Genomic DNA, 24,700 nt, shown 5'->3' with positions numbered 1-24,700 from the left:
CGACGACTCGGCGGCAGGCTGTCGCGTTCGGTCACTCGGTCGCCGCGGCCAGCCGGCGGTAGGCGTCGGAGCCGAGGAACGGCGGCAGCACCTGGCGGGCGATGTCGGTCAGGTCCAACTGCGGCACCTTGTCCGCCGCGACGAACTCCAGCGCCTGCCCCTCGCCCAGCCGCACGTCGTCGCGGGTGACGGGCAGCGCGGTGGCGAACACGTGCCAGGCGACCACCCGGCCGGGGCTGACCCGGTCGGGCATGGTCCCCTCCGCCACCGGGTGCACCGGTCCGGTCGCGGTCAGCGCGGTCTCCTCGGTCAACTCGCGCCGGGCCGCCTGCTCCGCGGTCTCACCGGATTCCACGTGGCCGCCGGGTGGTGACCACCGGCTCGGGTCGACCCGGGCGGCGGCGTCGCGCAGCTGCATCAACAGCGCACCGCCACGGCCGACGACAACCATCAACGCGATGCGGTGTCCGATGGGCGCCATGCCAGCGAAGCGTAGCCGATCGGTTGCCGGAAACCGAGTGCCGCCGGGCGTCGCCGCGCGGTTCGTGGCCGGGCGGTACGAGCGGTCAGGGCGTGACGCGCTCGACGGCGCGGCGGCGCAGCCGGCCGACCCGCTTCGCCGCGGTCTCGGTGGCGTGCGAGGCGCGCCAACCCAGCCCCGGTCGACCCTGGGTGTCCACCGCGGTCAGCGCCAGACCACCGAGGATCGCCACGTTCTTGAGGAAGTGGTTGCGGTGGTTGGACCGCTGGGCCGGGTCCTGGTAGCGCCACCAGGCGTGCCCTACGACGGTCGTCGGCACCAGCGAGGCGGCCAGCGCGAGCGCCGCCAGCCGGGGCAGTCGGCCGCTCGCGAGCAGCGCCGCGCCGCCCACCTGGACCGCCGCGTTCGCCCGTACCACGGCGACCGGACCGGTGGGCAACCACGGCGCGGTGTGCTCGGTGGCGGCGGCGAGCCGCGCGCTCACCGGCTCGGCCTGTTTGGCCGCGTGTTCGGGGTGCAGCAGGGTGTGTATCCCGCCCGACACGAACACCGAGGCGAGCATGGCGTGGGCGAGGCTCCGTACCGGCTTCATACCTGTTTTCATACCGCCGATCGGCTCGGATCAATCAGACAATGTACGATTCGCCGGCCCGTGACCCGTGTCGCAACTCCCGGGGAGTGACTCTTGTCGTACCGTGCGGCTACGGTAAGTGGCATTATGTCGCGCCTTTCGTCCGGGGTTGTCTGCCATTACCGTCCGATCGCGATCTGCTCGGCGGTAGGCGCGTTCGCTCTGGGCTCGGCGGCGAGCCAGACGGCCGGCTGGCCCTTCTGGCTGCTGCTCGCCGGCGCGGCCGCGTTCACCGCCGTCTCCGTCGGCCTGCCGATGTACGCCGAGCGCGCCGCGTCGGTGCGGGCCACCGACGCCCGGCAGATCGCCGAACGCGCCACCCAGCAGATGCGCATCGTGGTCGGCCGGGTCCTCACCCCGCTCGCGTACCTGCTGGGCGAGATCAGCGATGCCCGGCCGCGCGGCGGTGACCTGGACCAGCTGCAGGGACAGGCCCGCCAGATCGTCCTCGCCGCCGCGTGCGAGCTCGTCGCCCCGGACGGCGCGCGGGCCTGCTACTTCCGTGCGGTCGGTGGCCGCAGCCGCCGGCTGGAGCTGGTCGGCTACTACGGCCGGGCCGAGCCGGGCACCGTCGAGTTCGTCGCCGGTACCCCGCTGGGCGACGCCGCGTTCCACCTGATCGACACCGACACCGACGGTTTCTACCCGGACCTGACCGTGCAGGCGCCGCCCGGCTGGGTCACCGACGACCACAAGCACCGGTCGCTGATCTGCGTACCGGTGGTGACCGCGCGGCGCCAGTTCGGCCTGCTGACCGTGGACACCGAGGAGTGCGGCGCGCTGCACGACCAGGACCGCGAGCTGGTCCGGCTGCTGGGCGAGCTGCTGGCGGCCGGGTTGAACCGGTGATCGCCCGCTCACACGAACGGGCGGATTTCAAGGCTCGGAGCTGACGGATCTAGGACAGTCCACTCGACAAGTGCGCATTAGTGTGCGTGGCAACGTGCGGACGAACGCCGTTGCGTTGGCGACGTCGGCGAGGTCATGGCAGGCTGGACCCGATCGGTTCTGGATGGGGGTCTCCGGTGTCGAGCTTGATCGAAGCATGCGGCGCGCCGTTCCTCGGTTCGACCGCACACGACGAGGCGCGGGATGTCGACCAGAGTCCGCGCGACCGCGCCTCCCGCCTGCTCAAGGACCCCAAGGGATACTTCGCCGACGCCCGCAGCTGGGCCGGCAAGAAGGCCAAGGCCGACGTGCAGCGCGAGCTGTCCGAGAAGAAGGCGCAGCGCACCCGGTTGCCGCTGTGGAGCCGCCTTCGCCTCGCCGCCGTGCACTGAGCCCGTCCGTCGCGCGCCCACTACCGGCACGGCGTGGTTCGGCCGTGGCAGACCGTTGCGGTGCCTGTGATCCGCCGCAACGCATTCGTGGCGTACGTGCCGTCCGGTGGCACACTGTGCGGCATGAGCGACGAGGTGACCGAGCGCGCCCTGCCGATCTCGGACGAGCCGGCCGACGACGTGCTCGGGTCCGGCTACACGGCCCGGACCATCCCGCTGCCCGACGACGACGAGGGCGAGGTCGTCGCCACCCTGGTGCACCACCGCCCCACCGCCACGCCGACCGGTGACGCCGTGCTCTACCTGCACGGGTTCTCCGACTACTTCTTCCAGACCGAGCTGGCCGACTTCCACACCGCCCGGGGCAGCGACTTCTTCGCGCTCGACCTGCGCAAGTACGGTCGCTCGCTGCGCGAGCACCAGACCCCCGGATACATCACCGACCTGCGCGACTACTTCGCCGAGCTGGACGAGGCGGTGCGGATCATCCGGGCCGAGCACGGCGCCCGGCGGGTGATGCTGAACGCGCACTCCACCGGCGGCCTGATCGCCGCGATCTGGGCGCACTGGGTGCGCGAGCGCGGCCTGATCGACGCCGTGGTCCTGAACAGCCCGTGGCTGGACATGCAGGGTTCCTGGCTGGTGCGCACGCCGGGCACCGAGGCACTCGACGTGATCGGCAAGCTCAAGCCGAGCGCGGTGGTCCGGGCCAACGAGGCCGGGGTGTACGGGTACAGCCTGCACCACGAGCAGCACGGCGAATGGGACTTCGACACCGTCTGGAAGCCGCTGGGCGGGTTCCCGGTCCGGGCCGGCTGGTTCCGAGCGGTGCGCCGGGCCCACCGGTGGGTGCACTACGGGCTCGACATCCGCTGCCCCGTCCTGGTGATGTGCTCGACCGGCAGCCGGTTCCCGCGCAGCTGGAACGAGGAGGCGCAGCGGTTCGACACCGTCCTGGACGCCGACCAGATCGCCCGCTGGTCGCCGAAGCTCGGTCGGCACGTGACGCTGCTCCGGATCGAGGGCGGAATGCACGACCTGGTGCTCTCGGCCAAGCCGGTCCGCGAACGGGTCTACGCGGAGACCGCGCGCTGGCTGGACGCGTACCTCCCGGCCTGAGGGTCTGCTCAAACACCCCTCGGGGGTTTCGCCAGGGCCCGGAACGGTGGCACCAGGGTGCCGCCAACTGGCGGGATCCTGGAACAGACCCCCGGCGCGCGATACGGTCGGGGGGTGACGGTCGAGACTCGTAAGGCGTTGACGCTGGTCGACCAGTTTGGTCGGGTGGCGACCGATCTGCGGGTGTCGTTGACCGATCGGTGCAACCTGCGGTGCAGCTACTGCATGCCGCCGGAGGGGTTGCCCTGGCTGCCCCGGCAGGAGTTGCTGACCGACGCCGAGGTGGTCCGGTTGTGCCGGATCGCCGTGGAGCGGTTGGGCGTGCGGCAGGTCCGGTTGACCGGCGGTGAGCCGTTGCTGCGGCCGGGGCTCGTCGACATCGTCACCGAGCTGGCGACGCTGTCGCCGCGGCCGGAGCTGGCGTTGACCACGAACGGGATCGGGCTGGCTCGGCTGGCCGGGCCGCTGCGCGCGGCCGGGCTGGACCGGGTGAACGTCTCGCTGGACACGCTGCGGCCGGACCGGTTCGAGACGCTGGCCCACCGGCGCCGGCTGCCCGACGTGCTGGCCGGGATCGCCGCGGCGGCCGAGGCCGGAATGACCCCCGTGAAGGTCAACACGGTGCTGTTGCGGGACCTCAACGAGGACGAGGCGCCCGAGCTGCTCGACTACGCGCTGGAACACGGGCTGGAGCTGCGGTTCATCGAGCAGATGCCACTGGACGCCCAGCACGGTTGGCGGCGGGACCGGATGGTCACCGCGGACGAGATCCTGGCCTGGCTGTCGTCCCGGCACGAGCTGGCGCCGGACGACCGAGAGCGAGGCAGCGCTCCGGCGCAGACCTGGCTGGTGGATGGCGGCCCGGCCCGGGTCGGCATCGTCGCCTCGGTGACCCGGCCGTTCTGCGGTGACTGCGACCGGACCCGGTTGACCGCCGACGGGCAGGTGCGGTCGTGCCTGTTCAGCCGGGACGAGGCCGATCTGCGTGGCGGGCTGCGCGGCGGCGCCACCGACGAGGAGCTCGCGGCGGCCTGGCGGACGGCGATGTGGGGCAAGGCGCCGGGGCACGCGATCAACGATCCGTCGTTCCTGCAGCCGTCCCGGCCGATGTCCGCGATCGGCGGCTGAGGTGGTCACCGTTCGTTACTTCGCCGGTGCCCGCGCCGCCGCCGGTACGGCCAGCGAGCAGGTGCGGGCCGACAGCCTCGGTGAGCTGCTGACCGGCCTCGCCGACCGGCACGGCGACGGGCTCGGCCGGGTCCTCGGCGCGGCGTCGTTCCTGGTCGACGGCGTCGCCGCACACGACCATCAGGCGAGGTTGCGGGTCGGCTGCACGGTGGACGTGCTCCCCCCGTTCGCCGGCGGCTGACACTGCTGTCGGTGATGAACCGGTTTCGGGGGGAATTTTCCCCGACATCACGCAGCAATTGCACCACTCGGGCGTGACAAGAGGGTGAGGCCGGCGGCCGAAGGACCCGGCCCACGTCCCGAGAGGGGAGCGTGTGCGCGATTCGCGCGACTTCGACTCCTTCTACCTGGGCACCGCGCCTCGCGTCACCAGCCACGTTTACGCGATGGTCGGCAACCGGGCGGACGCCGAGGACATCACGCAGGAGGCGTACGCGCGGGCGTGGCAGCACTGGGACAGGGTGGCCGGGTACGACAGCCCGGAAGCATGGGTCCGTACGATCGCCTTCCGCATCGCCGTGAGTACCTGGCGCAAGGCGCGTAACCGGCTCACCGCGCATCGGCGGCACGGCGTACCGGAGGATCTGCCCGGTGCCGACCCGGACTACGTGGCGATCGTCGCGGCCCTGCGCCGGATCGCGCCCGACCAGCGGCGCGCTGTCGTGCTGTACCACCTGGTCGGGTTGTCGGTGCCGGAGATCGCCGCCGAGACCGGCGTCGCCGTCGGTACCGTGCGGGCCCGGCTGACGCGCGGCCGGCAGGCGCTGGCCCCACACCTGTCCGAGTTCACTGCCGAACTGACCGCCGGAGTCTCGGAGGTGGCCAACCATGGCTGACCGCTTCGAACGGGCACTGCGCGCCGGATCCGCACGACTCGCGATGAACACGAGACTGAAGCATCCGGGCGAGATCCGCGCCGGTGCCGAACGCCGCCGCCGGCACCGCATCGTCGCGGTCGCGTCCGCCGTGACGCTCGCGATCGCCGGCCTCGGCGGCACCGCGTACGCGGCGGGCTGGGGTTCGGCGCCGACCGGGCACCCGGCGGTGTCGCCGACCCGATCGGCGACCGCGTCGCACCGCCCGTCGCACCGGGCGAGCCCGTCGCGGCGGAACACGCCATCCCCGACCGGTTCGCTGTCGGAGCGGCCGGACGGGGGGCAGAGCCGCGGACCGTCCGACGGCGGTGCCAGCGCCGAGTGCGATCTCGATGCGATGACGGCCGCGACGATCGACGCCGGCGGTGTTGGCGGCGGGCATGCACTGTTCACGGTCTCGATGACCTATTCCGGGGCGAAGCCCTGCACGCTGCCCGAGAAGTACCCCGAGCTGACCTACCTCTGTGGCGGGAGCGCGCAGGCGGATCCGGAGTACTGCCGGCTGCCGGCCGGCCACGGTACCTACTTCGACGGTGGCCCAGCGAAGGCGTACGGCGGGACCGTCCGTCCACACCAGACGGTGCTGTTCGACGTCGCCACGGTCTCCGAACCCAGTGCCGGGGCGGAACGGACCTACTCGGGGCTGCACCTCGTCACGCAGTCCGGCGGCGCGGTGTCGATCACCGGCGATCCGGTGTCGAGCACCGGCGGCGTCACCGTCGGCAGGTGGTACCACCGGCAGAACTGAGCGCGCCGCGCGGCGGGGATGTGCCGCGCGGCGGCGATGCGCCGCGCGGCGGCGTCCGGCCCGTTCGGCTGCGCCGAGCCTGCCCGAGCGCCGCGTCGCGCCGGAACGCCGCGCTGCGCGCCGTATCGGCCGAACGGTGGAGTCGGTGCCGACGGCGTGACGACAACGCGCGTCGGGCATCGCCTCCGACCACCCCAGCCGGCCACAGCGGGCAGCGTCGGCGGGCGGTGGGCTGGAGATCCCCGTGAAACCCCCTCTCGCATGCTGCGCAGGGTCACGGCCGCACTCGCCGTGGCCTGCGCCGCCGTCGTGGCGCCGATGGCGCTCGCGGCACCGGCGCTCGCCGGCGACGAACGAATCACCGTGTCCGGAAAGACGACCCGCGACACCCTGGCGGGGCGATGGGTCACCATCTGGACCGCGCACAACAACACCAGCCAGACCGCGAAGATCTCGGAGCACGTCGGCCGCGAGTGGTCGTCTGCCACGATCGCGCCGCGCGGCGATGCCCACTACCGGGACCTCGTCCCCGGCACGGAGAAGGTCGCGTACGGCGGCGTTACGGTGCTGTGGCCGGGAAGCAGCACGGAGATCACCTACCGGGCCCAGCGGAAGCTGACCGGTGGGTGCACGGTGGACGTGCTCCCCCCGTTCGCCGGCGGCTGACGCCGGCGAACGCCGCGCGGTGGGTACCGTCCGGATCGGCCGCTTTCCTGGGCCCTGCTGTTGGTCGGCCACCGCCGCATCGACACGTGACGATCGGGGCGCACCGGTCGCGGCAGCCGTACAGGACCGGAAGTGGTTACCGTGTGGCGCATGGACCCGAGCACGGTCGACTACGCGCCGCTGACCGCACGCCCCTCCCCGGCCGAGGCCGACGCGGTGCGGCGGGAGGCGCTCGCCGGTGCGTTCGGTAAGAAGACCGCAACGGAGGTGCGCGGCGCCGCGGGCAACCGGCGGATCGCGGTCGGCCTCGTTGGCGGATTCCTGACGTTGATCTTCGTCATCGTCACGATCGTGCACGGCGCACAGGGCGGTGACATCGGCGACTGGCTCGCGGGCCTCTTCTGCACCGGAATCGTCGTGCTCGGCTTCGGGAGCCTGTACGTGCTGTTCGTCCTGAAGGACCATCGGGGCTGGCGGCGCAGCGCCCAGTTGATCGCGTTCGCCCAGGCCAACGAATTCGACGTGCAGCCGGCCGCCACGCCGCGTTCCCGGCCGGGCGCGCTTCGGCCGCACAGCAACCCGCAGTACCAGTCGTTGTCGGACCTGGTCGAGTGGGATCAGGGCGGGCGGCCCGTCGAGGTCGCCACCTGCTACCGGTCGTTCGGCAAGAACAGTTCGTTCACGGTCCGCTACCTTGGCGTCCGGCTCGACATCGACCTGCCGCGTGTCAGCTTCGACTGCGGCAGGTCGATCTACCCGCAGGGTGACCCCCACTTCGGTACCGACGTCCTCGCTGACGACCCCACGCTGCCGTCGAGGCACCGGCCGCGGCTGATCTGCCGACCGGGTACCGGCCGCGTCGCCCGCGAGTTCTTCACCGACGCGCTGATCGGCGTGCTGACCAACGAGAGCCACCCCGCCAACGCCGAGGTCGTCGACGGCTGGTTCCTCGCCTACTACAGGAGCCGCGACATCCTCGATCCCGCGCTGTGGCGCCGCATGATCGAAACCGCGGCGCTCGTCGCCACGATCACCGCCGAGTTCCACAACCGGCAGCCGGGCTCGGCTCCAGCCGACCCGGTGTAGCCGGACCGACTCGGCCGGGAGCGATCGCCGTGGAACCTGTGGTGTCAGCCGCCGAGGGCGGCGTGCAGGTCGGCGGCGCGGAGCGAGGCGGGGGCGCCGCCGGTACGGGCGAGCTCGTTGCTGCGGCGGCGCAGCAACTCGTTGACCGGGGTCGGCACGCCGGTGAGCCGGCCCAGCAGCACGATCTCGCCGTTGAGGTAGTCGGTCTCGACGCTGCCGGTCCCCCGGTACAGGCTCTGCCACGACGACGAGCCCGCCCGCGTGCGGCCGAACCGGGTGATGCGCAGGATCTCGCCGCGCCGTTCCCGGTCCTCCGCCATCGAGACCACGTCGACGCCGGCGGCGGCGAGTACCGTCTCGCCCTCGGCGCGGGCCGCGTCGATCAGCGTCACCGCCTCGTCGCTGTCGTCGTCGGCGACGAGCGCGCCGACGGCGTTGGCCAGGTTCATCAGCAGCTTCCGGTACTTCCAGCGCATGATGTCCGGCCGCGGCTGCGCGACGAACGTGGCGGCAGCGAGCCGTTCGGCGAGCGCGGTGGCGCCGGCGTCGACGCCGGACGGGTACCGGCCGAGGTCGAGGATGCCGGTGGTGGGCACCGAGTACGCCTGTACCACCCCGGGTTCCAGGTGGCCGGCGGGCATCATCACGCACACGCCGTACACGGTGCCGAAGTGGCGCAGCGCGAGCCGCTCGTTCGCCACGCCGTTCTGCACGCAGCAGACCGGGACGTCGGGGCCGGCGGCGGCGGCCAGGTCGGCCAGCGCGGCGGCGGTGCCGTTGGTCTTGATCGCCAGCAGTACGACATCGCCGTCCCGCCAGTCGATCTCGGCCGGCGAGGCGACGGCCGGGATCGGCAGCGTGGCGGTCGTCTCCGGGTCCTCGAGCCGGAGCCCGTCGCGCCGGATCCGGTGCAGGTGTTCGCCGCGGGCGATCAGCATCACGTCCTGCCCGGCCTGGTGCAGCCGGCCGCCGAGGACCCCGCCGATCGCGCCGGCGCCGTACACGATGAAGCGCATGGTCGCAGGTTGCCACGGCGGCTCCGGTGCGCGGCGACGGGTGGCCCCGGGAATGGCGTGGCCCGCACCGCGCTGACGTCCCGGATGGATCGGGCCACGCTCGGTGATCTCGATGAGATCGCCTCGTGACCATGTGGCGTGAATCACACCCTTTACGGAATGCAGTAGATTCTGGTGTAAGAGCCGATTAATGCTGGCAATAGGCCCGAATCACCTTCACAGATGGTGACAATCGGCGGCAGAGGCACGAGGGTGGCACAACCTCGATCGCCGGACGTATCCCGGCAGCTCGACGCGGTGTTCTAGTGTTCGGCGCCGTGGTCTTCGAGCAGGACAATCTCCGGCGATTCGGGTACAAGCAGGAGCTCAGGCGATCCCTGAGCTTCCCCGATCTGCTCTTCTACGGGCTGATCTTCATGGTGCCGATCGCGCCGTTCGGCATCTTCGGCAGCGTGTACCAGGCCTCCGGCGGCATGGTCACGCTGGCGTACGGGATCGGCATGGTCGCGATGGTCTTCACCGCGGCGTCCTACGCCCAGATGGTCAAGGCGTTCCCGATGGCCGGCTCGGTCTACACGTACGCCGGGCGCGGCATCGCGCCGCCGGTCGGCTTCGTCGCCGGCTGGATGGTGCTGCTCGACTACATCCTGGTACCGAGCCTGCTCTACCTCGTCGCCGGCAGTGCCATGACCACCTTCGTACCGGGGGTGCCGGTGTGGGCGTGGCTGCTGATCTTCCTTGCGTTCAACACCACGGTGAACTTCTTCGGCATCAAGCTGACCGCCGTCACCACCCGGGTGATGCTCGTCGGTGAGCTGGCCGTACTGCTGATCTTCCTCGCGGTCGGCATCTACGGCGTGGCCACCGGCAAGGCGACCGGCGACCCGCTGAAGCCGCTGTTCGACTCGCACCACTTCTCCACCACGGTCGCGTTCGGCGCGGTGTCGGTGGCGGCGCTGTCGTTCCTCGGCTTCGACGGCATCTCTATGCTGGCCGAGGAGAACCGCGGCGAGTCGCGCCAGGTCGGCCGGGCGCTGATCGGCGCGCTGGTCCTCGCCGGGCTGCTGTTCATGGTGCAGACCTGGGTGGCGTCGATGTTCGTGTCCGGCCCGGCGCAGATCAAGGGGGACGTGGACAACGCGTTCTACAACGCGGCCAAGGTCGCCGGTGGGCCGTGGCTGTCCACCCTGACCGCGCTGACCACCGCGATCGCCTGGGGTTTCGCCGACTCGCTGGTGGCGCAGGTGGCGACGTCGCGGCTGCTGTTCGCGATGGGCCGGGACCGGCAGTTGCCGAAGTTCCTCGCCCGGGTGTCGCCGAAGCGGATGGTGCCGACCAACGCGATCTTCCTGACCGCGCTGGTCACCCTCGGCGTCGGCCTGTACATGTCCAGCCGGGACGACGGCATCGCGCTGCTCAGCTCGATGATCAACGTCGGCGCGCTCGCCGCGTTCATGCTGCTGCACCTGAGCGTCGTGGTGTACCACCTGATCAAGCAGCGCAGCCGGCGGGTGTTCGTGCACCTGGTCGTGCCGGTGGTCGGCATCGCGATCCTGGTCCTGGTGGAGGTCAACGCCGACCACAACGCCCAGATCCTCGGCGTGGCCTGGCTGACGCTCGGCCTGATCGTGCTCGCCTCGCTGTACGCTCTCGGCCGCCGGCCCCGGGTGCCCAGCATGGGCATGGCCGAGGACGAGCCGGTCCAGGAGACGGTGTGACGCCGCGGGAGGCAGCATGGCGAGCGAGCTGATCGAGTACCGGCCGGGCGCCGGCGACTACGCCTACACGTTCGGCGGGCGGCCCGCGGTGCGGCACGTCAAGCCGGGCGACCTGATCTCGATGTACACCGAGGACTGCTTCGGCGGCGTGGTGCGCTCCACCGCCGACCTGCCCTCCCAGGTGTGCAACTTCCCGTTCCTGAACCCGGTCACCGGGCCGTTCCACGTGGACGGTGCCGAGCCGGGCGACACGCTGGCCCTGCACTTCGTCGAGATCGCGCCGGCCCGGGACTGGGCCGTCACCACCACGCTGCCGCACTTCGGCGCACTCACCTCCACGCACACCACGGCCACGCTGCAGGATCCGCTGGAGGAGCGGGTCTGGAAGTACGACGTGGACGTGGCCGCCGGAGTGGTCCGCTACCACGCCAGCCGGTCCGGGCACACCGTCGAGCTGCCGCTGGACCCGATGCACGGCACGGTCGGGGTGGCGCCGGCCGCCGGCGAGGCGAGGATGACGATCACTCCGGACGCGCACGGCGGCAACATGGACACCCCGGAACTGCGCGCCGGCGTCACCGTCTACCTGGGCGTCAACGTGGCCGGTGCGCTGTTCGCCATCGGCGACGGGCACTGCCGGCAGGGCGAGGGCGAGGTGACCGGAGCCGCGGTCGAGGCGGCGATGAACACCGTGGTCGCGGTCGACCTGATCAAGGGCGTGGGTACCCCGTGGCCGCGGCTGGAGTCCGACGACGCGCTGCTGTCCACCGGTTCCGCCCGGCCGCTGGAGGACGCCTTCCGGATCAGCCAGCACGACCTGGTCACCTGGTCGGCCGGGCTGACCGGGCTGGACACCCTGGACGCGTACCAGCTGATCGCGCAGGCCGGGCAGGCGCCGGTCGGCAACGTCGTCGACACGAACTACACGATGGTCGCCAAGGTGGCCAAGAAGTACCTGGCCGCGGTCGGCGCGGCCGCCGCGTACGACGGGGTGCACGAGCGGCTCCGCGCCCTCGGTCGGCAGTACCTGTCGAGCCGATGAACGCACGTCGGCCTCTGAGTCGCCGCGCCGGAGCCGGGCTGCCCGCGAGGGAGGCGGGCCGGTGAGCCGGCCGGGCCGGTACGAGCCGCGGGACGCCTCGGCGCGCGGCCACCTGCCGCTGCCCGAGGCGCTGTTCGTGCTCGGCCACGACGAGGCTGGCCGCACCCGCTACCACCCGCGGCTGCTGGACGTGGTGCTCGGCGGCGCGCTGCTCGCCGAGGCGGCGATCGGCGGGGCGGTGACCGTCGCCGACGGCGGTACGGTCAAGGTCGCCGACCTCGGTGGCCCGCCCCCCGACGCCCGTGCCCTGCACCTCGCGGTGCTGGACACGCTCGCCGGCGAACCACGGCCGCACACCGCCGCCGAGTGGGTGGGCCAGTTCGCGCCCGACGCGGCGGTCCGGATCCTGGAGTCGCTGGAGCGCACCGGGCTGTGCCGCCGGGTCACCGCGCGCCGGCTCGGGCTGTTCCGTACCGACCGGGTCCAGTTCGTCGATCCCAGCGTGCTGGGCCGCACCGAGGCGTGGTTCACGCACGCGTTGACCTGGGCGCAGGACCTGGCGCCGACCGATGCGGTGCTCGCCGCGCTGGGCCGCGAACTCGGTCCGGCCCCGCCCGCGTACGAGGACCTGGCGGCCGAGGAGCGGGCCGCCCGCCGGCGCGCCGTGGACGAGGCGATGGACGACTCGGCCCGCCGGGTGGTCGCCGCGACCCGGGCCGCGATCGCCGCCTCCGCCTTCGGCGCCTACCGCTGACCCCCCGGTACCGCCGGGATGCCTACCGCCGAGCCGGGCGAGCCCGCCGACCCACTGAGCCCACCAACCCACTGAAACCGCCGACTCGCTGCCCGCCGACCCACGAGACCGCCGAGCAAGGAGGCCGCCGAGCCGGCCGGGCTGCCGGGGGTGGCCGAGCGGAGGCTCAGGCGACCTCGTCGTCGGGCTGGTCGGGGACGGCGGTGAGCCGGGTGGTGCGGTCCGGCCGCGGGCGGGCGCCCGCGTGCGGGAAGACGAACTTCCGGAACGCCCAGAGCCGGAAGCCCATCGCGAGCAGGGTGCCCAGGATCATTCCGCTGACGAAGTCGGAGATCTCCTGGGTCAGCAGCGACACGGCCGGGGTGCGCAGCTCCAGCACGTACCGACTGATCAGCAGCGGGATGTCGTTGACGCCCACGCCCAGCCCGCTGACCAGGAAGAACAGCAGCGCCTCGTGGTGTCGCTCGCGCCCCCCGCGGGTGCGGAACGACCACTCCCGGTTCAGGATGTACGACACGATCGTGGCGATGATGGTCGCCACGGTCAGCGCCGTCACCGGCTTCTCGTGCAGGATCGTCAGCTTCAGGCCGTAGTTGATCGCGACCGTGATCAGGAAGCAGGTACCGCCCACGATCAGGAACTTGAGTCCCTCGTGGTGCTTGATGATCAGCGACCGGATCGGTTCCGGCACCCGCCGCACTGCGCTGTCGACCACGAACACCCGACGGAGCCTACGCACCGCCCGCCACGGCGGCCGCACCGACCCGGGAACGTTGGTGATCCGTTGACTACCTTCTGTACCTGCGTTGTCCCGGGCCGGTACGGACCGGTCAGCCGTCCGGTCCGCCTCCGCCGTCTTCGACCCGTCGTGGCGGGCTCGTCTGCGTCGTCGGCTCAGGTGTCCCGGTCGATCAGGGTGATCACGTCGGACGCGGCGACCAGCACGGCCGGATCACCGGTACGGGCGTGCGCGTCCAGCGCGGTGTCCACGAACTTGAGCACGTGCTCGTCCCGGTGGGCCGCGGCCCGGTCGAGCACCTCGGTACGCGGGTCGGTACCGCTCGGGCCACTGCCCAGCTGATCCGCCGGCATCGGCTCGGCCGGGGCGTACACGCTGGTCACCGCTGCGGAGGCGGCCCACGCGGCGCCGACACTGGGCAGCCACTGCGAGCGGGGCAGCGCCGGCAACGTGCGCAGCACCGCGTTCGGCGCGGTCGCCGAGTGCACCAGCATCACCGGCGACCCGTACCCGTACCGGCCGTACCGGCGGACCGCGGCGTCGACCAGGCCGGCCAGCCAGTCGCGGGCGGCGTCCGGTTCGTCCGGCGGTCCGGCGGCGGCCACCGACTCCGGCCACCCGGCGAGTGTGTCCAGCCGGGCCAGCCGGTCCCGGATGCCACCGGTCTGGTCGGGCAGCGTCGGCACCTGGTCCAGCGCCGCCGCCGGGGTCAGCCCGCCGCGCGGCGCGCTCACCCCGCCGACGGTCTGCCAGCGCGCCGCCCAGTACGCCAGGGCGTGTGCCAGCTCGGCCACCGCGGCCGGGCTCTCGTCCCCACCGCGCAGGGTGCGGACCGCGTGGCCGACCCGGATCACCCCGTGCGTGGCGCCGGCCGCGATGCCCGGCAGCAGCCGTGGCCACCATTCGGCCAGCACGTCCGACCAGGGACGTTCGGAGACCTGGCCGACCAGCAGGTCGACCCAGTCGGCGATCCGCCGCGGATCACCCAGCGCCGGCTGCCACCGGGCCGCGTCGATCGGCTCCGACCGCGCCGGCATGTCCGTCAGCTTCGGCCGGTACCAGTCCAGCCAGCCGTGCACGTCACCCTCGTGGCCGTGCCGAGCCAGTACCTCGACGGCCATCGGGGCGTGATTGGTCAGCCAGCCCTGTCGCTCGGGGCCGGTGCGGTGCAGCCGCTCGTACGCCTCGTCGAGTACTCCGTCCGGCATTTCCTGCCTCCATCCAGCGTCGTTGCCTGCCCGCACATCGTTGAACTTCACGTTCGATTGAAGTCAAGCGTGGACAACCGGACGGATCGGCGGCGCCGAATCGGGCGGTATGGATGAACTACGCTGCTCCGGCAGGCTGGTCACCCGCGGTGCCGGGGGTCGAGCGGCGGACGACAGGCGGGCGGGTCGACCACGGAGGTACCGCAACGATGCAGAACGGCGTGGTGGACGATCAGGACATGTCGTCTGAACCTCCGTCGGCTCCCGCCGTGGACCGGGTGCCGCCGCCCGCCGTGCCGACCGACCCGGTGATCGAGCGTGCCGCCACCGCGGTGGAGCTGCCGAAACCGTGGTGCGACTCGGCCGTCACGGTGGTGCTGCCCACCTACAACGAGGCCGACAACCTGCCGATCATCACGAAGGCGCTGTTCGCGCTGCCGCTGCCGCAGCTACGGGTGCTGGTGGTCGACGACAACAGCCCGGACGGTACCGGCGAGCTCGCCGACCGGCTGGCCACCGAGTACGACGGGCGGCTGAGCGTGGTGCACCGGACCGCCAAGGAGGGCCTCGGCCGGGCGTACGTGGACGGCATGACCCGCGCGCTCGACGCCGGCGCCGACTTCGTGGTCCAGATGGACGCCGACCTCTCGCACCCGCCGGAGGCGCTGCCGGAGATGCTCGGCACGCTGCTCGCCACCCGGGCCGGCGTCGTCATCGGCTCCCGGTACGTCACCGGTGGCGTGCTGGCCGAGGAGTGGGGCGTGCACCGACGGCTGCTGTCCGCCTGGGCCAACTTCTACGTCCAGCGGCTGCTGTCGCTGCGGATCCGGGACGTGACCGCCGGGTTCAAGCTGTGGCGCGCCGGCACGCTGCGCGACCTGCGGCTGGAGTCGATCGGCAGCAACGGCTACAGCTTCCAGGTGGAGATGAACTACCGCGCCGTGCTGCGCGGTCACAAGGTGGTCGAGGTACCGATCCGGTTCGACGAGCGGGCCCGCGGCGCCTCGAAGATGAGCTTCGCGGTGCAGCTGGAGTCGGCGCTGGTGCCGTTGCGGCTGCGCCGGCAGCGCCGCACCTTCGGCCGCTGACCCGCTGGCGCCGGCCGGTGTCCGGGTCGTGGCGGTCTCCACCATGCGGTCCCGTGCGTACGGTCCGTCACCGTACGAGTGGCGCGCGCCACTGAACGCCCCGGCTCGGCGTGACCTGGAAAACAATCGTCTTCGCTGCTCCGGGCGGGAAACCGGGTCCTACCGGCGAGTACTCACCGATCGTCACTCCGCGCGTCGGACACAACACGCTGGCGGGGTTGCCTGCCGGGTGACCCGTTCGTTATGTTCCGCGGGACCTGTTGAGCGAAGGGGGCACCGTGGAGGGTAAACACGTGCGGCGGCGGTTTCCGCGGCCGGTGCTCCCGATCGCGGTCGGGGCCACGGTCGCAGCAATGGCCATCGGCGGGGTTTCCTTCGCACTGACGGGCAACGAGGGGCCGACGACCAAGCCGGCCGCCGCGGCCGACAACAAGAGCCAGCCCGACCGCGAGTCCCTCGAGAAGCGCGCCTCCCGCGACAAGGCCCGCCCCACCGGTTCGGCCGCCGCCGGCAAGAGCGACACGCAGGGGTCCGACGCGAAGAAGGACGACGACTCGGTCCACACGGTCGTCACCGGGGACAGCGGCAGCTGCAAGGCCGACTACACGTCGACCGGGTCGACCACCGCGAGCGGCCAGAAGTTCGATCAGAACGCGATGACCGCCGGCAACATGACCCTTCCGTTCGGGACCAAGGTGCAGCTCACCAACCCGAGCAACGGCAAGTCGGTGACCGTCAAGATCAACGACCGCGGGCCGTACGCCAATGATCGTTGCTTCCAGCTCACCTCGGGCGCCTACGCGAAGATCGCGTCGCTGTCCAGCGATGCGACCACGGTCAACTACCAGGTGCTGTACTGACCGCTTTGTGCGTGACCGGCCCAAACCCCGGCCGGGACGCCGCGCCGAGGCGGCTCGCCTGACGACCCGCCGCAGTGCATCCTCTAAGGTGCAGCATTCTCAGGTGTAGAGATTCTTCCCAACGGTGCACTGCATCCTGGGAACACCGCACTCCAGGAGCGCTGCGACCCACCGCGGCGCCCATTTCTGTCCCGGGGACCTGAAGACGATGCCACGAAGCAAGGCCCGACGCATGATGCGCCCCGACGCGCGCGCCGGCCTTGTCGCCGCCCTGGTGCTGCTGGCGATGGTCTGCGCGGTGGAGGTGGCCGACGGCCGGGCACCGAGCTACGTCGGACTGCTCGCGGTGCCGCCGTTCATCGCGGCGGCGTTCGGGTCCTGGCGCACGGTGCTGCCGGTCGGCGTGCTGTCCGTGCTGCTCGCCGCGCTGTTCTGGGTGACCTCACCGAGCGGGCCGCAGACGGCGGTGGCGGTCAACGTGGGTGCGGTCGTGATCGCCGCCGCGATCGCCGCGGCGGTCGGCGCGATCCGGCAGCGGCAGGTGGAGCGGTTCGCCGCGCTGTCCCGGCTGGCCTCGGTGGCACAGAAGGCGATCCTCGGCCCGCTCGGGCCGCGGGTCGGCGACCTGCCGCTGGCCGCGCGGTACGTGTCGGCCAGCGCCGAGGCCGACATCGGCGGCGACCTGTACGAGGCGGTCGACACCACGTACGGGGTGCGGCTGCTGATCGGTGACGTGCGGGGCAAGGGCCTCGACGCCGTGCGGCTGGCCAGCGTCGTGCTCGGCTCGTACCGGCACGTCGCGTACGAGCGGGCCGACCTGCGGGCGATCCTCGCCGACCTGGACCGGGCGGTGGCCCGCTCGGTCGGGCTGGAGGACTTCGTGACCGCCGCACTGGTCGAGGAGCGCGGCGGCACGCTCACCGTGCTCAACTGCGGCCATCCGGCGCCGTTGTTGATGCGGCAGGGCCGGGTCATCCCGCTCGCCCCGCCGGCACCAGCGCCGCCGCTGGGGTTCATGCCGATGGCCCGCCCGCTGGTGCGGCGGCTGGAGCCGGGCGACCGGATCCTGCTCTACACCGACGGGCTGGCCGAGGCGCGGCGGGACGGCGAGTTCTTCCCGATCGAGGACCGCGCCTGGGGCCTGCTCGGGCACGGCACCGTGCAGGACGGCCTGGCCTCGCTGGAGGCCGCGCTGCTGGAGTGGGTCAACGGCATGCTGGATGACGACATCGCCCTGGTGCTGCTCGAGTACACCGGCGCCGGGCTGGCCGGCGAGGCGCGCACCGCGACACCGTCCTGGGAGGTCGGCGACGTCGCCAACCCCGGAGCACGGGACGCCTGAGCGGGCGGTGTGCCGGCACCTTCCGGTTGCTGGACCTCGCGATCAGCTCGAGCGCAGGCCGAGGGCGACGGTGCCGGCGCGGTGCCGGCCGATGTAGCGGTTTCGGCGGAGCCTGTTCAGCAGGATGGTCAACATCGTCCTGGCCTCCTCCCGGCCGGCCGCAGATCGCCGGAGGGGGCCGGCGGGCGGCGTGCGTCGGTGGACCTGCGCGGGCTCCGCGGCTCGGCGGACGGTTCGGCGAACCGACCCGGCACTCCACCGGTACCAACGAGGCATTCGGGACGCGGTGACGCGGGTCACGGTGGGGCGCCAAGGCGAGATCGGCTTGCCCGCGGTTACCGATGAGTAATACAGTTGGTTACCGAAGAGTACGGGTCGGCGGTGATGGCGGCGTCGACCGGGCCGAGCACAGTCCGGGAGCGTGCACACATGGGGCACTACAAGAGCAACCTGCGGGACCTCGAATTCAACCTGTTCGAGATGTTCGGGACCGCGGACCGGCTGGGCAAGCAGCCGTTCCCGGAGATCGACGCGGACACCGCGCGCGGCCTGCTGGCCGAGATCGACCGGTTCGCCCGGGAGGACCTCGCCGAGTCGTTCGCCATCGGTGACCGGACCCCGCCGGTGTTCGACCCGCAGACGCACTCGGTGCACGTGCCGGAGGCGTTCGCCAAGCCGTTCAAGCAGATGATGGAGGCCGAGTACTGGCGGATGGACATCCCGGAGGGGATGGGCGGCACCCCGGTGCCGCGCGCGCTCTGGTGGTCCACCTCCGAGCTGATCCTCGGTGCCAACCCGGCCGCGTTCATGTACGCCGCGGGCCCGAGCTTCGCCGGCACGCTGTACAACCTGGGCACGCCCGAGCAGCAGGAGTGGGCGAAGCTGTTCGCCGACAAGCGCTGGGGCGCGACGATGGTGCTCACCGAGCCCGACGCCGGCTCCGACGTCGGCGCCGGCCGCACCAAGGCGTACCGGCAGGACGACGGGTCGTGGCACATCGAGGGCGTGAAGCGGTTCATCACGTCCGCCGAGCACGACATGGCCGACAACATCATCCACTACGTGCTGGCCCGGCCGGTCATGGCGCCGAGTCGCCAACCCGGCGGCCAAGCAGCGACTCGGGGCCATGAAGGCGTCGAGGGTGCGGGCGGACCCGGTACCAAGGGGCTGTCGCTGTTCGTGGTGCCGAAGTTCCTGTTCGACCCGAAGACCGGCGAGCTGGGCGAGCGCAACGGCGCCTACGTGACCAACGTCGAGCACAAGATGGGGCTGAAGGTCTCCACCACCTGCGAGCTGACCCTCGGCGACGGCACGCCGGCCAAGGGCTGGCTGCTCGGTGAGGTGCACGAGGGCATCAAGCAGATGTTCCACATCATCGAGTACGCCCGGATGATGGTCGGCACCAAGGCCATGTCGGCGCTGTCCACCGGCTACCTGAACGCGCTCGACTACGCCAGGTCCCGGGTGCAGGGCGCCGACCTGACCAACCCCGGCAGCCACGCGCCGCGGGTCACCGTCACCCACCACCCGGACGTGCGGCGCTCGCTGCTGCTGCAGAAGTCGTACGCGGAGGGGCTGCGGGCGCTCGTCGCCTACACCGCGAACTGGCAGGACGCGGCGATCGTCGCCGAGGCCGAGGGCGACGAGAAGGCGGCGAAGCTGGCCCGCCGGGTCAACGACCTGCTGCTGCCGATCGTCAAGGGCTGCGGCTCGGAGCGCGGGTACGAGCTGCTCGGTTCGGAGTCGCTGCAGACCTTCGGCGGGTCCGGCTTCCTGCAGGACTACCCGCTGGAGCAGTACATCCGCGATTCGAAGATCGACACCCTGTACGAGGGCACCACGGCGATCCAGTCCCAGGACCTGTTCTTCCGCAAGATCGTGAAGGACCAGGGCAAGGCGCTGATGCAGGTGGCCGGCGACATCAAGGCGTTCATCGACGCCGAGGCCGGCAACGGCCGGCTCAAGGAGGTCCGCGCCTCGCTGAACACCGCCCTGGAGAACGTGCAGGGCATGCTCGGCAAGATCTTCGAGTACGCCGGTGCCGCCCAGCAGGGCGAGCCGCGCTCGATTTACAAGGCGGCACTGCACCTGCGCCGGCTGCTCCTCGGCATGGGCGACCTGGTCATCGGCTGGCTGCTGGCCCGTCAGGCCGAGGTCGCGCTGACCAAGCTGGACGGCGAGGTCTCCGCCGACGACCGGCTGTTCTACCAGGGCAAGGTCGCCACGGCGAGCTTCTTCGCCGCCGAGGTGCTGCCCCGGCTGGCCGGCGACCGCGCCGTCGTCGAGGCCGCCACCCTGGAGCCGATGGACCTCCCCGAAGAAGCGTTCTGACCGGGCCTGTCCTCCCGCCCCGCCGACCCCCGCCGCGCCTCGCGCGACGGGGGTCGGTCGCTGTGCCACCCGGTCGCTGTGCCACTCGGTCGCTGTGCCACTCGGTCGCTGTGCCACTCGGTCGCCGATGCACCCGGTCGCCGGAAGTCCGGCCGGTCGGCGCCGGTCGTCCGGGGCGGCGACCCGGTCGCGACGAAAGGTGATGGCCGGCGTGCGGCCGGGCGCCGTAGGGTCGTGGTGTGGCGGACATGATGTGCGTGGCCCGGGTGCTCTGCCTGGCCGGCGGGGACGCCGCGGTGCTGACTGCGCACCGGCCGGTGCGGGTCTACGTGGCGCCGGACGGGCCGCGGCTCACCGGCGCGGTCGAGGTGCCGGTGGAGGAGCGGGCCGGGCTGGCCGACCCCGGGGCTGCGCCGCGCGACCGATGGCTGCTGGCCGGCGACATGTCGGCGCCCGCGGCGAACGGGGAAAGCGGGCAGCAGGTCCTGGACCGGTTCGGCGCGACACTGGCGGAGATCGCCGAACGCCATCGCGGGCAGACCGTCGCGGTGGTCGCCGGCGGGCTGGAGCTGCCGCTCGCGGCGCTGTGCGCCGGCCTGTCGCCGGTCCGGGTGCACGCCGCGCCGCTCGCCGACGGCGACGTCGCGGTGGCCGAGTACAACGCGGACGGCTGGCGGTACGTGTCGGGCTGGCCGGCGTGACCGCGGCGCTGCGGGCGCGGTTGACGCGCGGTGAGGCCGCGATGGCCGATCTGGCCGAGGTCGGCGGCGACTCGGCGACCGTGGCCGGGATCGCCTGCGCCAGCTACGGAATCGACCAGCCGTGGGCGACCTGGGCGCGCCCGGTGACGCCACCCGACGACCTGACTCCGGTGGCCGACTGGCTGGCCGGCCACGGCGGGCCCTGGTCGGTGAAGGTGTCGGCGGCCGACACCGCCGCACCGGCGTACCGCGGCCTTTCCGAGTGGCTGGTACTGCCGGTGTACGCGCTGGCCGACCCGGTCGGCGCGGCGCCGGTGCCGGGCCTGTCGATCGGCGCGCCCCGCGATCCGGCCGAATTCCTCGCCGTCTACGGGGCGCAGCTCGCGCCGCTGGCGACGGCGCGACACCTGGCCAGCCCGCGGTACCGGTTCCTGGTGGGCCGGATCGACGGCGAGCCGGTGGGGTGCGCGCTCGCGCAGCGCGCCGGGGACACGGCGTACGTGTCAGCGGTGACGGTACGGCCGGAGTACCGCCGGCGTGGCATCGGCGCCGCGCTCTCGGTGGCGGCGACGGTGGCGGCGACCGGGCTGACCGACGGACCGGTGTGGCTGCACGCCGAGGACGGGCCGGCCCGGATCTACCGCCGCCTCGGGTACCAGCGGGTCGACACGCACGTGGTGCTCACCCCGCGCTGAACGCGCTCACAGGTCGGCGCAGATGTCCCTGGCCTTCTTCAGGTTGTCCCGGGTGATCGGGTTGTCCGCGGTGAACTTCTGCGCGATGCCGTCGCTCGCCTTCCGCAGTGCGTCGCGCAGCGGCCGGTAGCTGGCGTCCCGCTCCGCGGCACCCATCGCCAGGCTGACGGCGGCGCTCAGCTCGTAGAAGGCGGGGTTCTTCCGGTCCGACATGCGGATGGCGCCCATCCGGTCGAGCAGGCCGCAGGCGGCCCTGGCATCGGCCTTCGCCGGGTCGTCGGAACCCGATTCGCCGCAGCCGGCCAGCCCGACAGCTGCCAGCGCGGCGGCCGTGACCAGGGAGAACATGCGGATCCGCATCGGTCCACGGTAACGTGCCGGCGCCGCGGGCCGGGCCGCGACCAGTGGAGACCGGACGGTCGCGTCGGGCCGGCGCGCCGCGCCCGGTCGGACGTAGGGTGAGCAGCGTGACGTCCGTCGATTCGGTCAGACCGTGTCGTGGCACCCGCGGCTCACGGGACTCCACGACGCGGCCGACGGCCGCCGGCATCGACGATCGGACCGGAGCATGAGGATCCGACCGGCGGGGCCGCACGCGGTGCTGCTGGAGTGTGCGGACGCGGCCGAGGTCGCCGCCTGGCACGCCGAGGTGCAGCGGCGCCGGGCCAGCGGTGCGCTGGCCGCGACCGACCTGGTCCCGGCCGCCCGTACGGTGCTGGTGGACGGTGTCCCCGACCCCGCCGCGCTGGCCGCGAGCCTGGCGGACGGTTTCCCCGCCGCGCCGACCGGCAGCCCTGCCGGCGGGGCCGCCGCGTTTCCCTCCGGCGAGCAGGCCGGCAGCGGCGGCGGGACGGTCGAGAACCGTTCCGACGAGGCGGCCGAACGCCCTGCCAGGCCCCGGATCCCGCCGGTCGGGGCGGCGCACGTCGAGCTCGACTGCGTGTACGACGGGCCCGACCTCGCCGAGGTCGCCGAGTTGTGGGGTACCAGCGTCGACGGGGTGGTCGCCCGGCACACCGGCACCGAGTTCCGGGTGGCGTTCTGCGGCTTCTCGCCGGGCTTCGGCTACCTGACCGGGCTGCCGGCCGAGCTGGCGGTGCCGCGCCGGGACAGCCCGCGGCCCCGGGTGCCGGCCGGCTCGGTCGGCCTGGCCGGCGAGTACTCCGGCGTCTACCCGTCGCCGTCGCCGGGCGGGTGGCGGCTGATCGGCCGTACCGACCGGGTGCTGTTCGACCCGGACGCGTCGCCGCCGGCGCTGCTGACCCCCGGTACCCGGGTGACGTTCCGGGCGGTCCGCGGATGAGGGCGTTGACGGTGCTCAAGCCGGGGCTGCTGACCACGGTGCAGGACCGGGGCCGGCCGGGCCTCGCGTACCTCGGCGTGCCCCGCTCGGGCGCCGCCGACCTGCCGGCGCTGGAGCTGGCGAACCGGCTGGTGGGCAACGAGCCGGGCGCGGCCGGGTTGGAGTTCACCGTCACCGGCGCGGTACTGCGGGCCGAGGAGCCACTGCTCGTCGCGGTCACCGGTGCGCCGGCCCCGGTGCGGGTCGCCGGGGCCGAGGTGCCGCACGGCGCGGCGGTACGGGTGCCGGCCGGTGCGGAGCTCGCCGTCGGCACCGCCCGTACCGGGCTGCGCAGTTACCTCGCCGTCGGCGGCGGCGTCGCGGTCCCGCCGGTGCTCGGCAGCCGCGCCACCGACACCCTGTCCGGCCTCGGCCCGGCCCCGCTGCGGAAGGGCGACGCGATTCCGATCGGCCCGCCACGCGCGGTCCGCGCCGCCGACGACGAGGCGATCGCCGCCGCACCGACCGGCGCCGGCGGCACCGACGCGGCCCGGACCGGCACCGGCCACACCGGCACCGGCAGCATCGACGCGGCCCGGACCGGCACCGGCCACACCGGCGCCGGCGGCATCGACGCGGCCCGGACCGGCACCGGCCGAACTGGTGCCGGCCCGGACGGGGACGCAGGCCACGGCGACGCGGGCCGGGCCGGCGCGGGTGGCGCGGCAGCGGTGGTGTTGCGGGTGCATCCGGGGCCGCGGGTGGACTGGTTCACCCCGGCGGCGGTGCGGACGTTGCTCTCCGCGGACTACCGGGTCTCGCCGACGAGCAACCGGGTCGGCATGCGGTTGGCCGGGCCGGCGCTGGCGCGGGCGGTCGACGCGGAACTGCCCAGCGAGGGCGTCGTCCTCGGTGCGGTCCAGGTACCGGCGGGCGGCGAACCGCTGGTGTTCCTGGCCGACCATCCCACCACCGGCGGCTACCCGGTGATCGCGGTCGTGGACCCCGACGACGTGCCGCGCGCCGCGCAGGCCCGGCCCGGTACGCCGGTCCGGTTCGAGTCCGAAGGAGTGCCCGGATGGACCTGAACAGTGACCTCGGCGAGGGGTTCGGACGCTGGACGCTCGGCGACGACGACGCCCTGCTCGCGATCGTGACCAGCGCGAACGTGGCCTGCGGGTTCCACGCCGGGGACCCGACGACGATGCGCCGGGTGTGTGCCGGCGCGGCCGCGCAGGGTGTCGCCGTCGGCGCCCAGGTCGGCTACCGGGATCTCGCCGGCTTCGGCCGGCGGCGGATCGACTACGACCCGGGCGAGCTGACCGACGACGTGCTCTACCAGCTCGCCGCGCTGGACGGCTTCTGCCGGGTCGCCGGTACCCGCGTCACCTACGTCAAGCCGCACGGCGCGCTCTACAACACCGCGGTACGCGACGAGGCGCAGGCGGCGGCCGTGGCCCGGGCGGTGGCCGAGTACGACCCGACCCTGCCGGTACTGGGGCTGCCCGGCTCGGCGCTGCTGCGCTGCGCGGCCGAGGTCGGGCTGCGCACCGTGGCGGAGGGGTTCGCGGACCGCGGGTACGCCCCGGACGGCACGCTGGTGTCCCGGCGGGACCCGGGCGCGCTCGTCACCGACCCGGACGAGGTGGTCGCCCGGGCGCTGCGGATGGCGGTGGGCGGCGAGGTGGTGGCGGTCAACGGCGCCTCGCTGCCGATCGCGATCGACTCGCTGTGCGTGCACGGTGACACGCCGGGCGCGGTGGCGCTGGCCTCCCGGCTGCGCACGGCGCTGACCGAGGCCGGCCTGGCGCTCGCCCCGTTCGCGCCCGGCGACCTGCTCCGCCCCTGAC

Annotated in this window: 27 protein-coding genes; 21 read left to right on the top strand and 6 right to left on the bottom strand. The window is 72.9% G+C overall.

The features are described 5' to 3' along the window. Positions 1–31: 31 nt before the first annotated feature. A complete protein-coding gene (locus Asera_RS05405; RefSeq protein ID WP_030445228.1) occupies positions 32–481 on the bottom strand; it encodes an NUDIX domain-containing protein in 450 nt (149 codons plus the stop codon). Positions 482–566: 85 nt separating this feature from the next. Continuing rightward, positions 567–1,073 (bottom strand): DoxX family membrane protein, encoded by a 507-nt coding sequence (locus Asera_RS05400; RefSeq protein WP_051801967.1) that lies wholly within the window; start codon positions 1,071–1,073, stop codon positions 567–569. 126 nt (positions 1,074–1,199) lie between these two features. Between Asera_RS05400 and Asera_RS05395 the strand changes: the two genes are divergently transcribed. From Asera_RS05395 to Asera_RS05355, 9 genes are all read left to right on the top strand, one after another. Continuing rightward, the gene (locus Asera_RS05395; RefSeq protein WP_030445227.1) at positions 1,200–1,961 is read left to right on the top strand and encodes a GAF domain-containing protein; all 762 of its coding nucleotides are present in this window, start codon (positions 1,200–1,202) and stop codon (positions 1,959–1,961) included. 176 nt (positions 1,962–2,137) lie between these two features. Continuing rightward, positions 2,138–2,392, top strand: a complete 255-nt coding sequence (locus tag Asera_RS05390) for a hypothetical protein (RefSeq protein ID WP_030445226.1) — start codon at positions 2,138–2,140, stop codon at positions 2,390–2,392. 123 nt (positions 2,393–2,515) lie between these two features. After that, positions 2,516–3,511 carry an alpha/beta hydrolase gene (locus tag Asera_RS05385; RefSeq protein ID WP_051802032.1) on the top strand — a complete coding sequence of 332 codons (996 nt, stop codon included), beginning with the start codon at positions 2,516–2,518 and terminating at the stop codon, positions 3,509–3,511. A gap of 114 nt (positions 3,512–3,625) precedes the next feature. Beyond that, positions 3,626–4,639 (top strand): GTP 3',8-cyclase MoaA, encoded by a 1,014-nt coding sequence (moaA, locus tag Asera_RS05380; protein WP_030445224.1) that lies wholly within the window; start codon positions 3,626–3,628, stop codon positions 4,637–4,639. 1 nt (position 4,640) lies between these two features. Continuing rightward, complete coding sequence (locus Asera_RS05375) at positions 4,641–4,880, top strand: MoaD/ThiS family protein (protein WP_035295881.1); 240 nt, start codon at positions 4,641–4,643, stop codon at positions 4,878–4,880. Positions 4,881–5,013: 133 nt separating this feature from the next. Then, entirely contained in the window at positions 5,014–5,535 is a 522-nt protein-coding gene (locus tag Asera_RS05370) for an RNA polymerase sigma factor (RefSeq protein WP_030445222.1), read from the top strand. A gap of 43 nt (positions 5,536–5,578) precedes the next feature. Continuing rightward, complete coding sequence (locus tag Asera_RS05365; RefSeq protein WP_157034702.1) at positions 5,579–6,322, top strand: hypothetical protein; 744 nt, start codon at positions 5,579–5,581, stop codon at positions 6,320–6,322. A 261-nt stretch (positions 6,323–6,583) separates the two neighbouring features. Continuing rightward, on the top strand, positions 6,584–6,988 hold the full coding sequence (locus Asera_RS05360; RefSeq protein ID WP_030445220.1) for a hypothetical protein: 405 nt from the start codon (positions 6,584–6,586) through the stop codon (positions 6,986–6,988). Between the two features lie 150 nt (positions 6,989–7,138). After that, a complete protein-coding gene (locus Asera_RS05355) occupies positions 7,139–8,074 on the top strand; it encodes a hypothetical protein (RefSeq protein WP_030445219.1) in 936 nt (311 codons plus the stop codon). Between the two features lie 44 nt (positions 8,075–8,118). Here the strand turns inward: Asera_RS05355 and Asera_RS05350 are convergent, their stop codons facing one another. Then, positions 8,119–9,090: a ketopantoate reductase family protein gene (locus tag Asera_RS05350; protein WP_030445218.1), complete on the bottom strand. Its 972-nt coding sequence runs from the start codon at positions 9,088–9,090 to the stop codon at positions 8,119–8,121. Positions 9,091–9,407: 317 nt separating this feature from the next. Here Asera_RS05350 and Asera_RS05345 point away from each other — a divergent pair, with 317 nt between their 5' ends. The 3 genes from Asera_RS05345 (at position 9,408) to Asera_RS05335 (ending at position 12,604) form a co-directional block, all read left to right on the top strand. After that, a complete protein-coding gene (locus Asera_RS05345) occupies positions 9,408–10,808 on the top strand; it encodes an APC family permease (protein WP_211255514.1) in 1,401 nt (466 codons plus the stop codon). Between the two features lie 16 nt (positions 10,809–10,824). Next, positions 10,825–11,850 carry an acetamidase/formamidase family protein gene (locus tag Asera_RS05340; protein WP_030445216.1) on the top strand — a complete coding sequence of 342 codons (1,026 nt, stop codon included), beginning with the start codon at positions 10,825–10,827 and terminating at the stop codon, positions 11,848–11,850. 61 nt (positions 11,851–11,911) lie between these two features. After that, positions 11,912–12,604, top strand: a complete 693-nt coding sequence (locus tag Asera_RS05335; RefSeq protein ID WP_051801966.1) for a GOLPH3/VPS74 family protein — start codon at positions 11,912–11,914, stop codon at positions 12,602–12,604. Positions 12,605–12,770: 166 nt separating this feature from the next. Here the strand turns inward: Asera_RS05335 and Asera_RS05330 are convergent, their stop codons facing one another. Next, positions 12,771–13,325, bottom strand: coding sequence for a GtrA family protein (locus Asera_RS05330; RefSeq protein WP_051801965.1), 555 nt, complete (start codon positions 13,323–13,325; stop codon positions 12,771–12,773). 173 nt (positions 13,326–13,498) lie between these two features. Next, positions 13,499–14,551, bottom strand: coding sequence for a questin oxidase family protein (locus tag Asera_RS05325; protein ID WP_035295876.1), 1,053 nt, complete (start codon positions 14,549–14,551; stop codon positions 13,499–13,501). A gap of 239 nt (positions 14,552–14,790) precedes the next feature. Between Asera_RS05325 and Asera_RS05320 the strand changes: the two genes are divergently transcribed. The 6 genes from Asera_RS05320 to Asera_RS05295 all read left to right on the top strand — a co-directional run bounded on the left by Asera_RS05320 (position 14,791) and on the right by Asera_RS05295 (position 21,568). After that, positions 14,791–15,639, top strand: a complete 849-nt coding sequence (locus Asera_RS05320; RefSeq protein ID WP_084131115.1) for a polyprenol monophosphomannose synthase — start codon at positions 14,791–14,793, stop codon at positions 15,637–15,639. A 353-nt stretch (positions 15,640–15,992) separates the two neighbouring features. Next, positions 15,993–16,499, top strand: a complete 507-nt coding sequence (locus Asera_RS05315) for a septal ring lytic transglycosylase RlpA family protein (RefSeq protein ID WP_157034700.1) — start codon at positions 15,993–15,995, stop codon at positions 16,497–16,499. Between the two features lie 208 nt (positions 16,500–16,707). Continuing rightward, the gene (locus Asera_RS05310) at positions 16,708–17,841 is read left to right on the top strand and encodes a PP2C family protein-serine/threonine phosphatase (protein WP_084131054.1); all 1,134 of its coding nucleotides are present in this window, start codon (positions 16,708–16,710) and stop codon (positions 17,839–17,841) included. 429 nt (positions 17,842–18,270) lie between these two features. After that, complete coding sequence (locus tag Asera_RS05305) at positions 18,271–20,172, top strand: acyl-CoA dehydrogenase (protein ID WP_030445209.1); 1,902 nt, start codon at positions 18,271–18,273, stop codon at positions 20,170–20,172. Positions 20,173–20,420: 248 nt separating this feature from the next. Then, positions 20,421–20,873 (top strand): histidine phosphatase family protein, encoded by a 453-nt coding sequence (locus Asera_RS05300; RefSeq protein ID WP_244844150.1) that lies wholly within the window; start codon positions 20,421–20,423, stop codon positions 20,871–20,873. Then, positions 20,870–21,568 (top strand): GNAT family N-acetyltransferase, encoded by a 699-nt coding sequence (locus Asera_RS05295; RefSeq protein ID WP_030445207.1) that lies wholly within the window; start codon positions 20,870–20,872, stop codon positions 21,566–21,568. Before Asera_RS05300 ends, Asera_RS05295 begins: the two co-directional genes overlap by 4 nt. Positions 21,569–21,574: 6 nt before the next feature. Here the strand turns inward: Asera_RS05295 and Asera_RS05290 are convergent, their stop codons facing one another. Then, positions 21,575–21,928 (bottom strand): hypothetical protein, encoded by a 354-nt coding sequence (locus Asera_RS05290; RefSeq protein WP_157034699.1) that lies wholly within the window; start codon positions 21,926–21,928, stop codon positions 21,575–21,577. 208 nt (positions 21,929–22,136) lie between these two features. Here Asera_RS05290 and Asera_RS05285 point away from each other — a divergent pair, with 208 nt between their 5' ends. Genes Asera_RS05285 through Asera_RS05275 form a run of 3 tightly spaced genes read left to right on the top strand, consistent with a single transcriptional unit; the run spans position 22,137 to position 24,699 of the window. Then, positions 22,137–22,871 carry a 5-oxoprolinase subunit B family protein gene (locus Asera_RS05285; protein WP_030445205.1) on the top strand — a complete coding sequence of 245 codons (735 nt, stop codon included), beginning with the start codon at positions 22,137–22,139 and terminating at the stop codon, positions 22,869–22,871. Further along, positions 22,868–23,938, top strand: a complete 1,071-nt coding sequence (locus Asera_RS05280) for a 5-oxoprolinase subunit C family protein (RefSeq protein ID WP_030445204.1) — start codon at positions 22,868–22,870, stop codon at positions 23,936–23,938. The genes Asera_RS05285 and Asera_RS05280 overlap by 4 nt, the downstream gene beginning before the upstream one ends. Continuing rightward, entirely contained in the window at positions 23,929–24,699 is a 771-nt protein-coding gene (locus Asera_RS05275; RefSeq protein WP_030445203.1) for a LamB/YcsF family protein, read from the top strand. The genes Asera_RS05280 and Asera_RS05275 overlap by 10 nt, the downstream gene beginning before the upstream one ends. Position 24,700 lies beyond the last annotated feature (1 nt).

Origin of the sequence: Actinocatenispora sera (assembly GCF_018324685.1) — a bacterium.
Lineage (GTDB): Bacteria > Actinomycetota > Actinomycetes > Mycobacteriales > Micromonosporaceae > Actinocatenispora > Actinocatenispora sera.
This window is presented reverse-complemented; position numbering and strand designations above follow the sequence as displayed.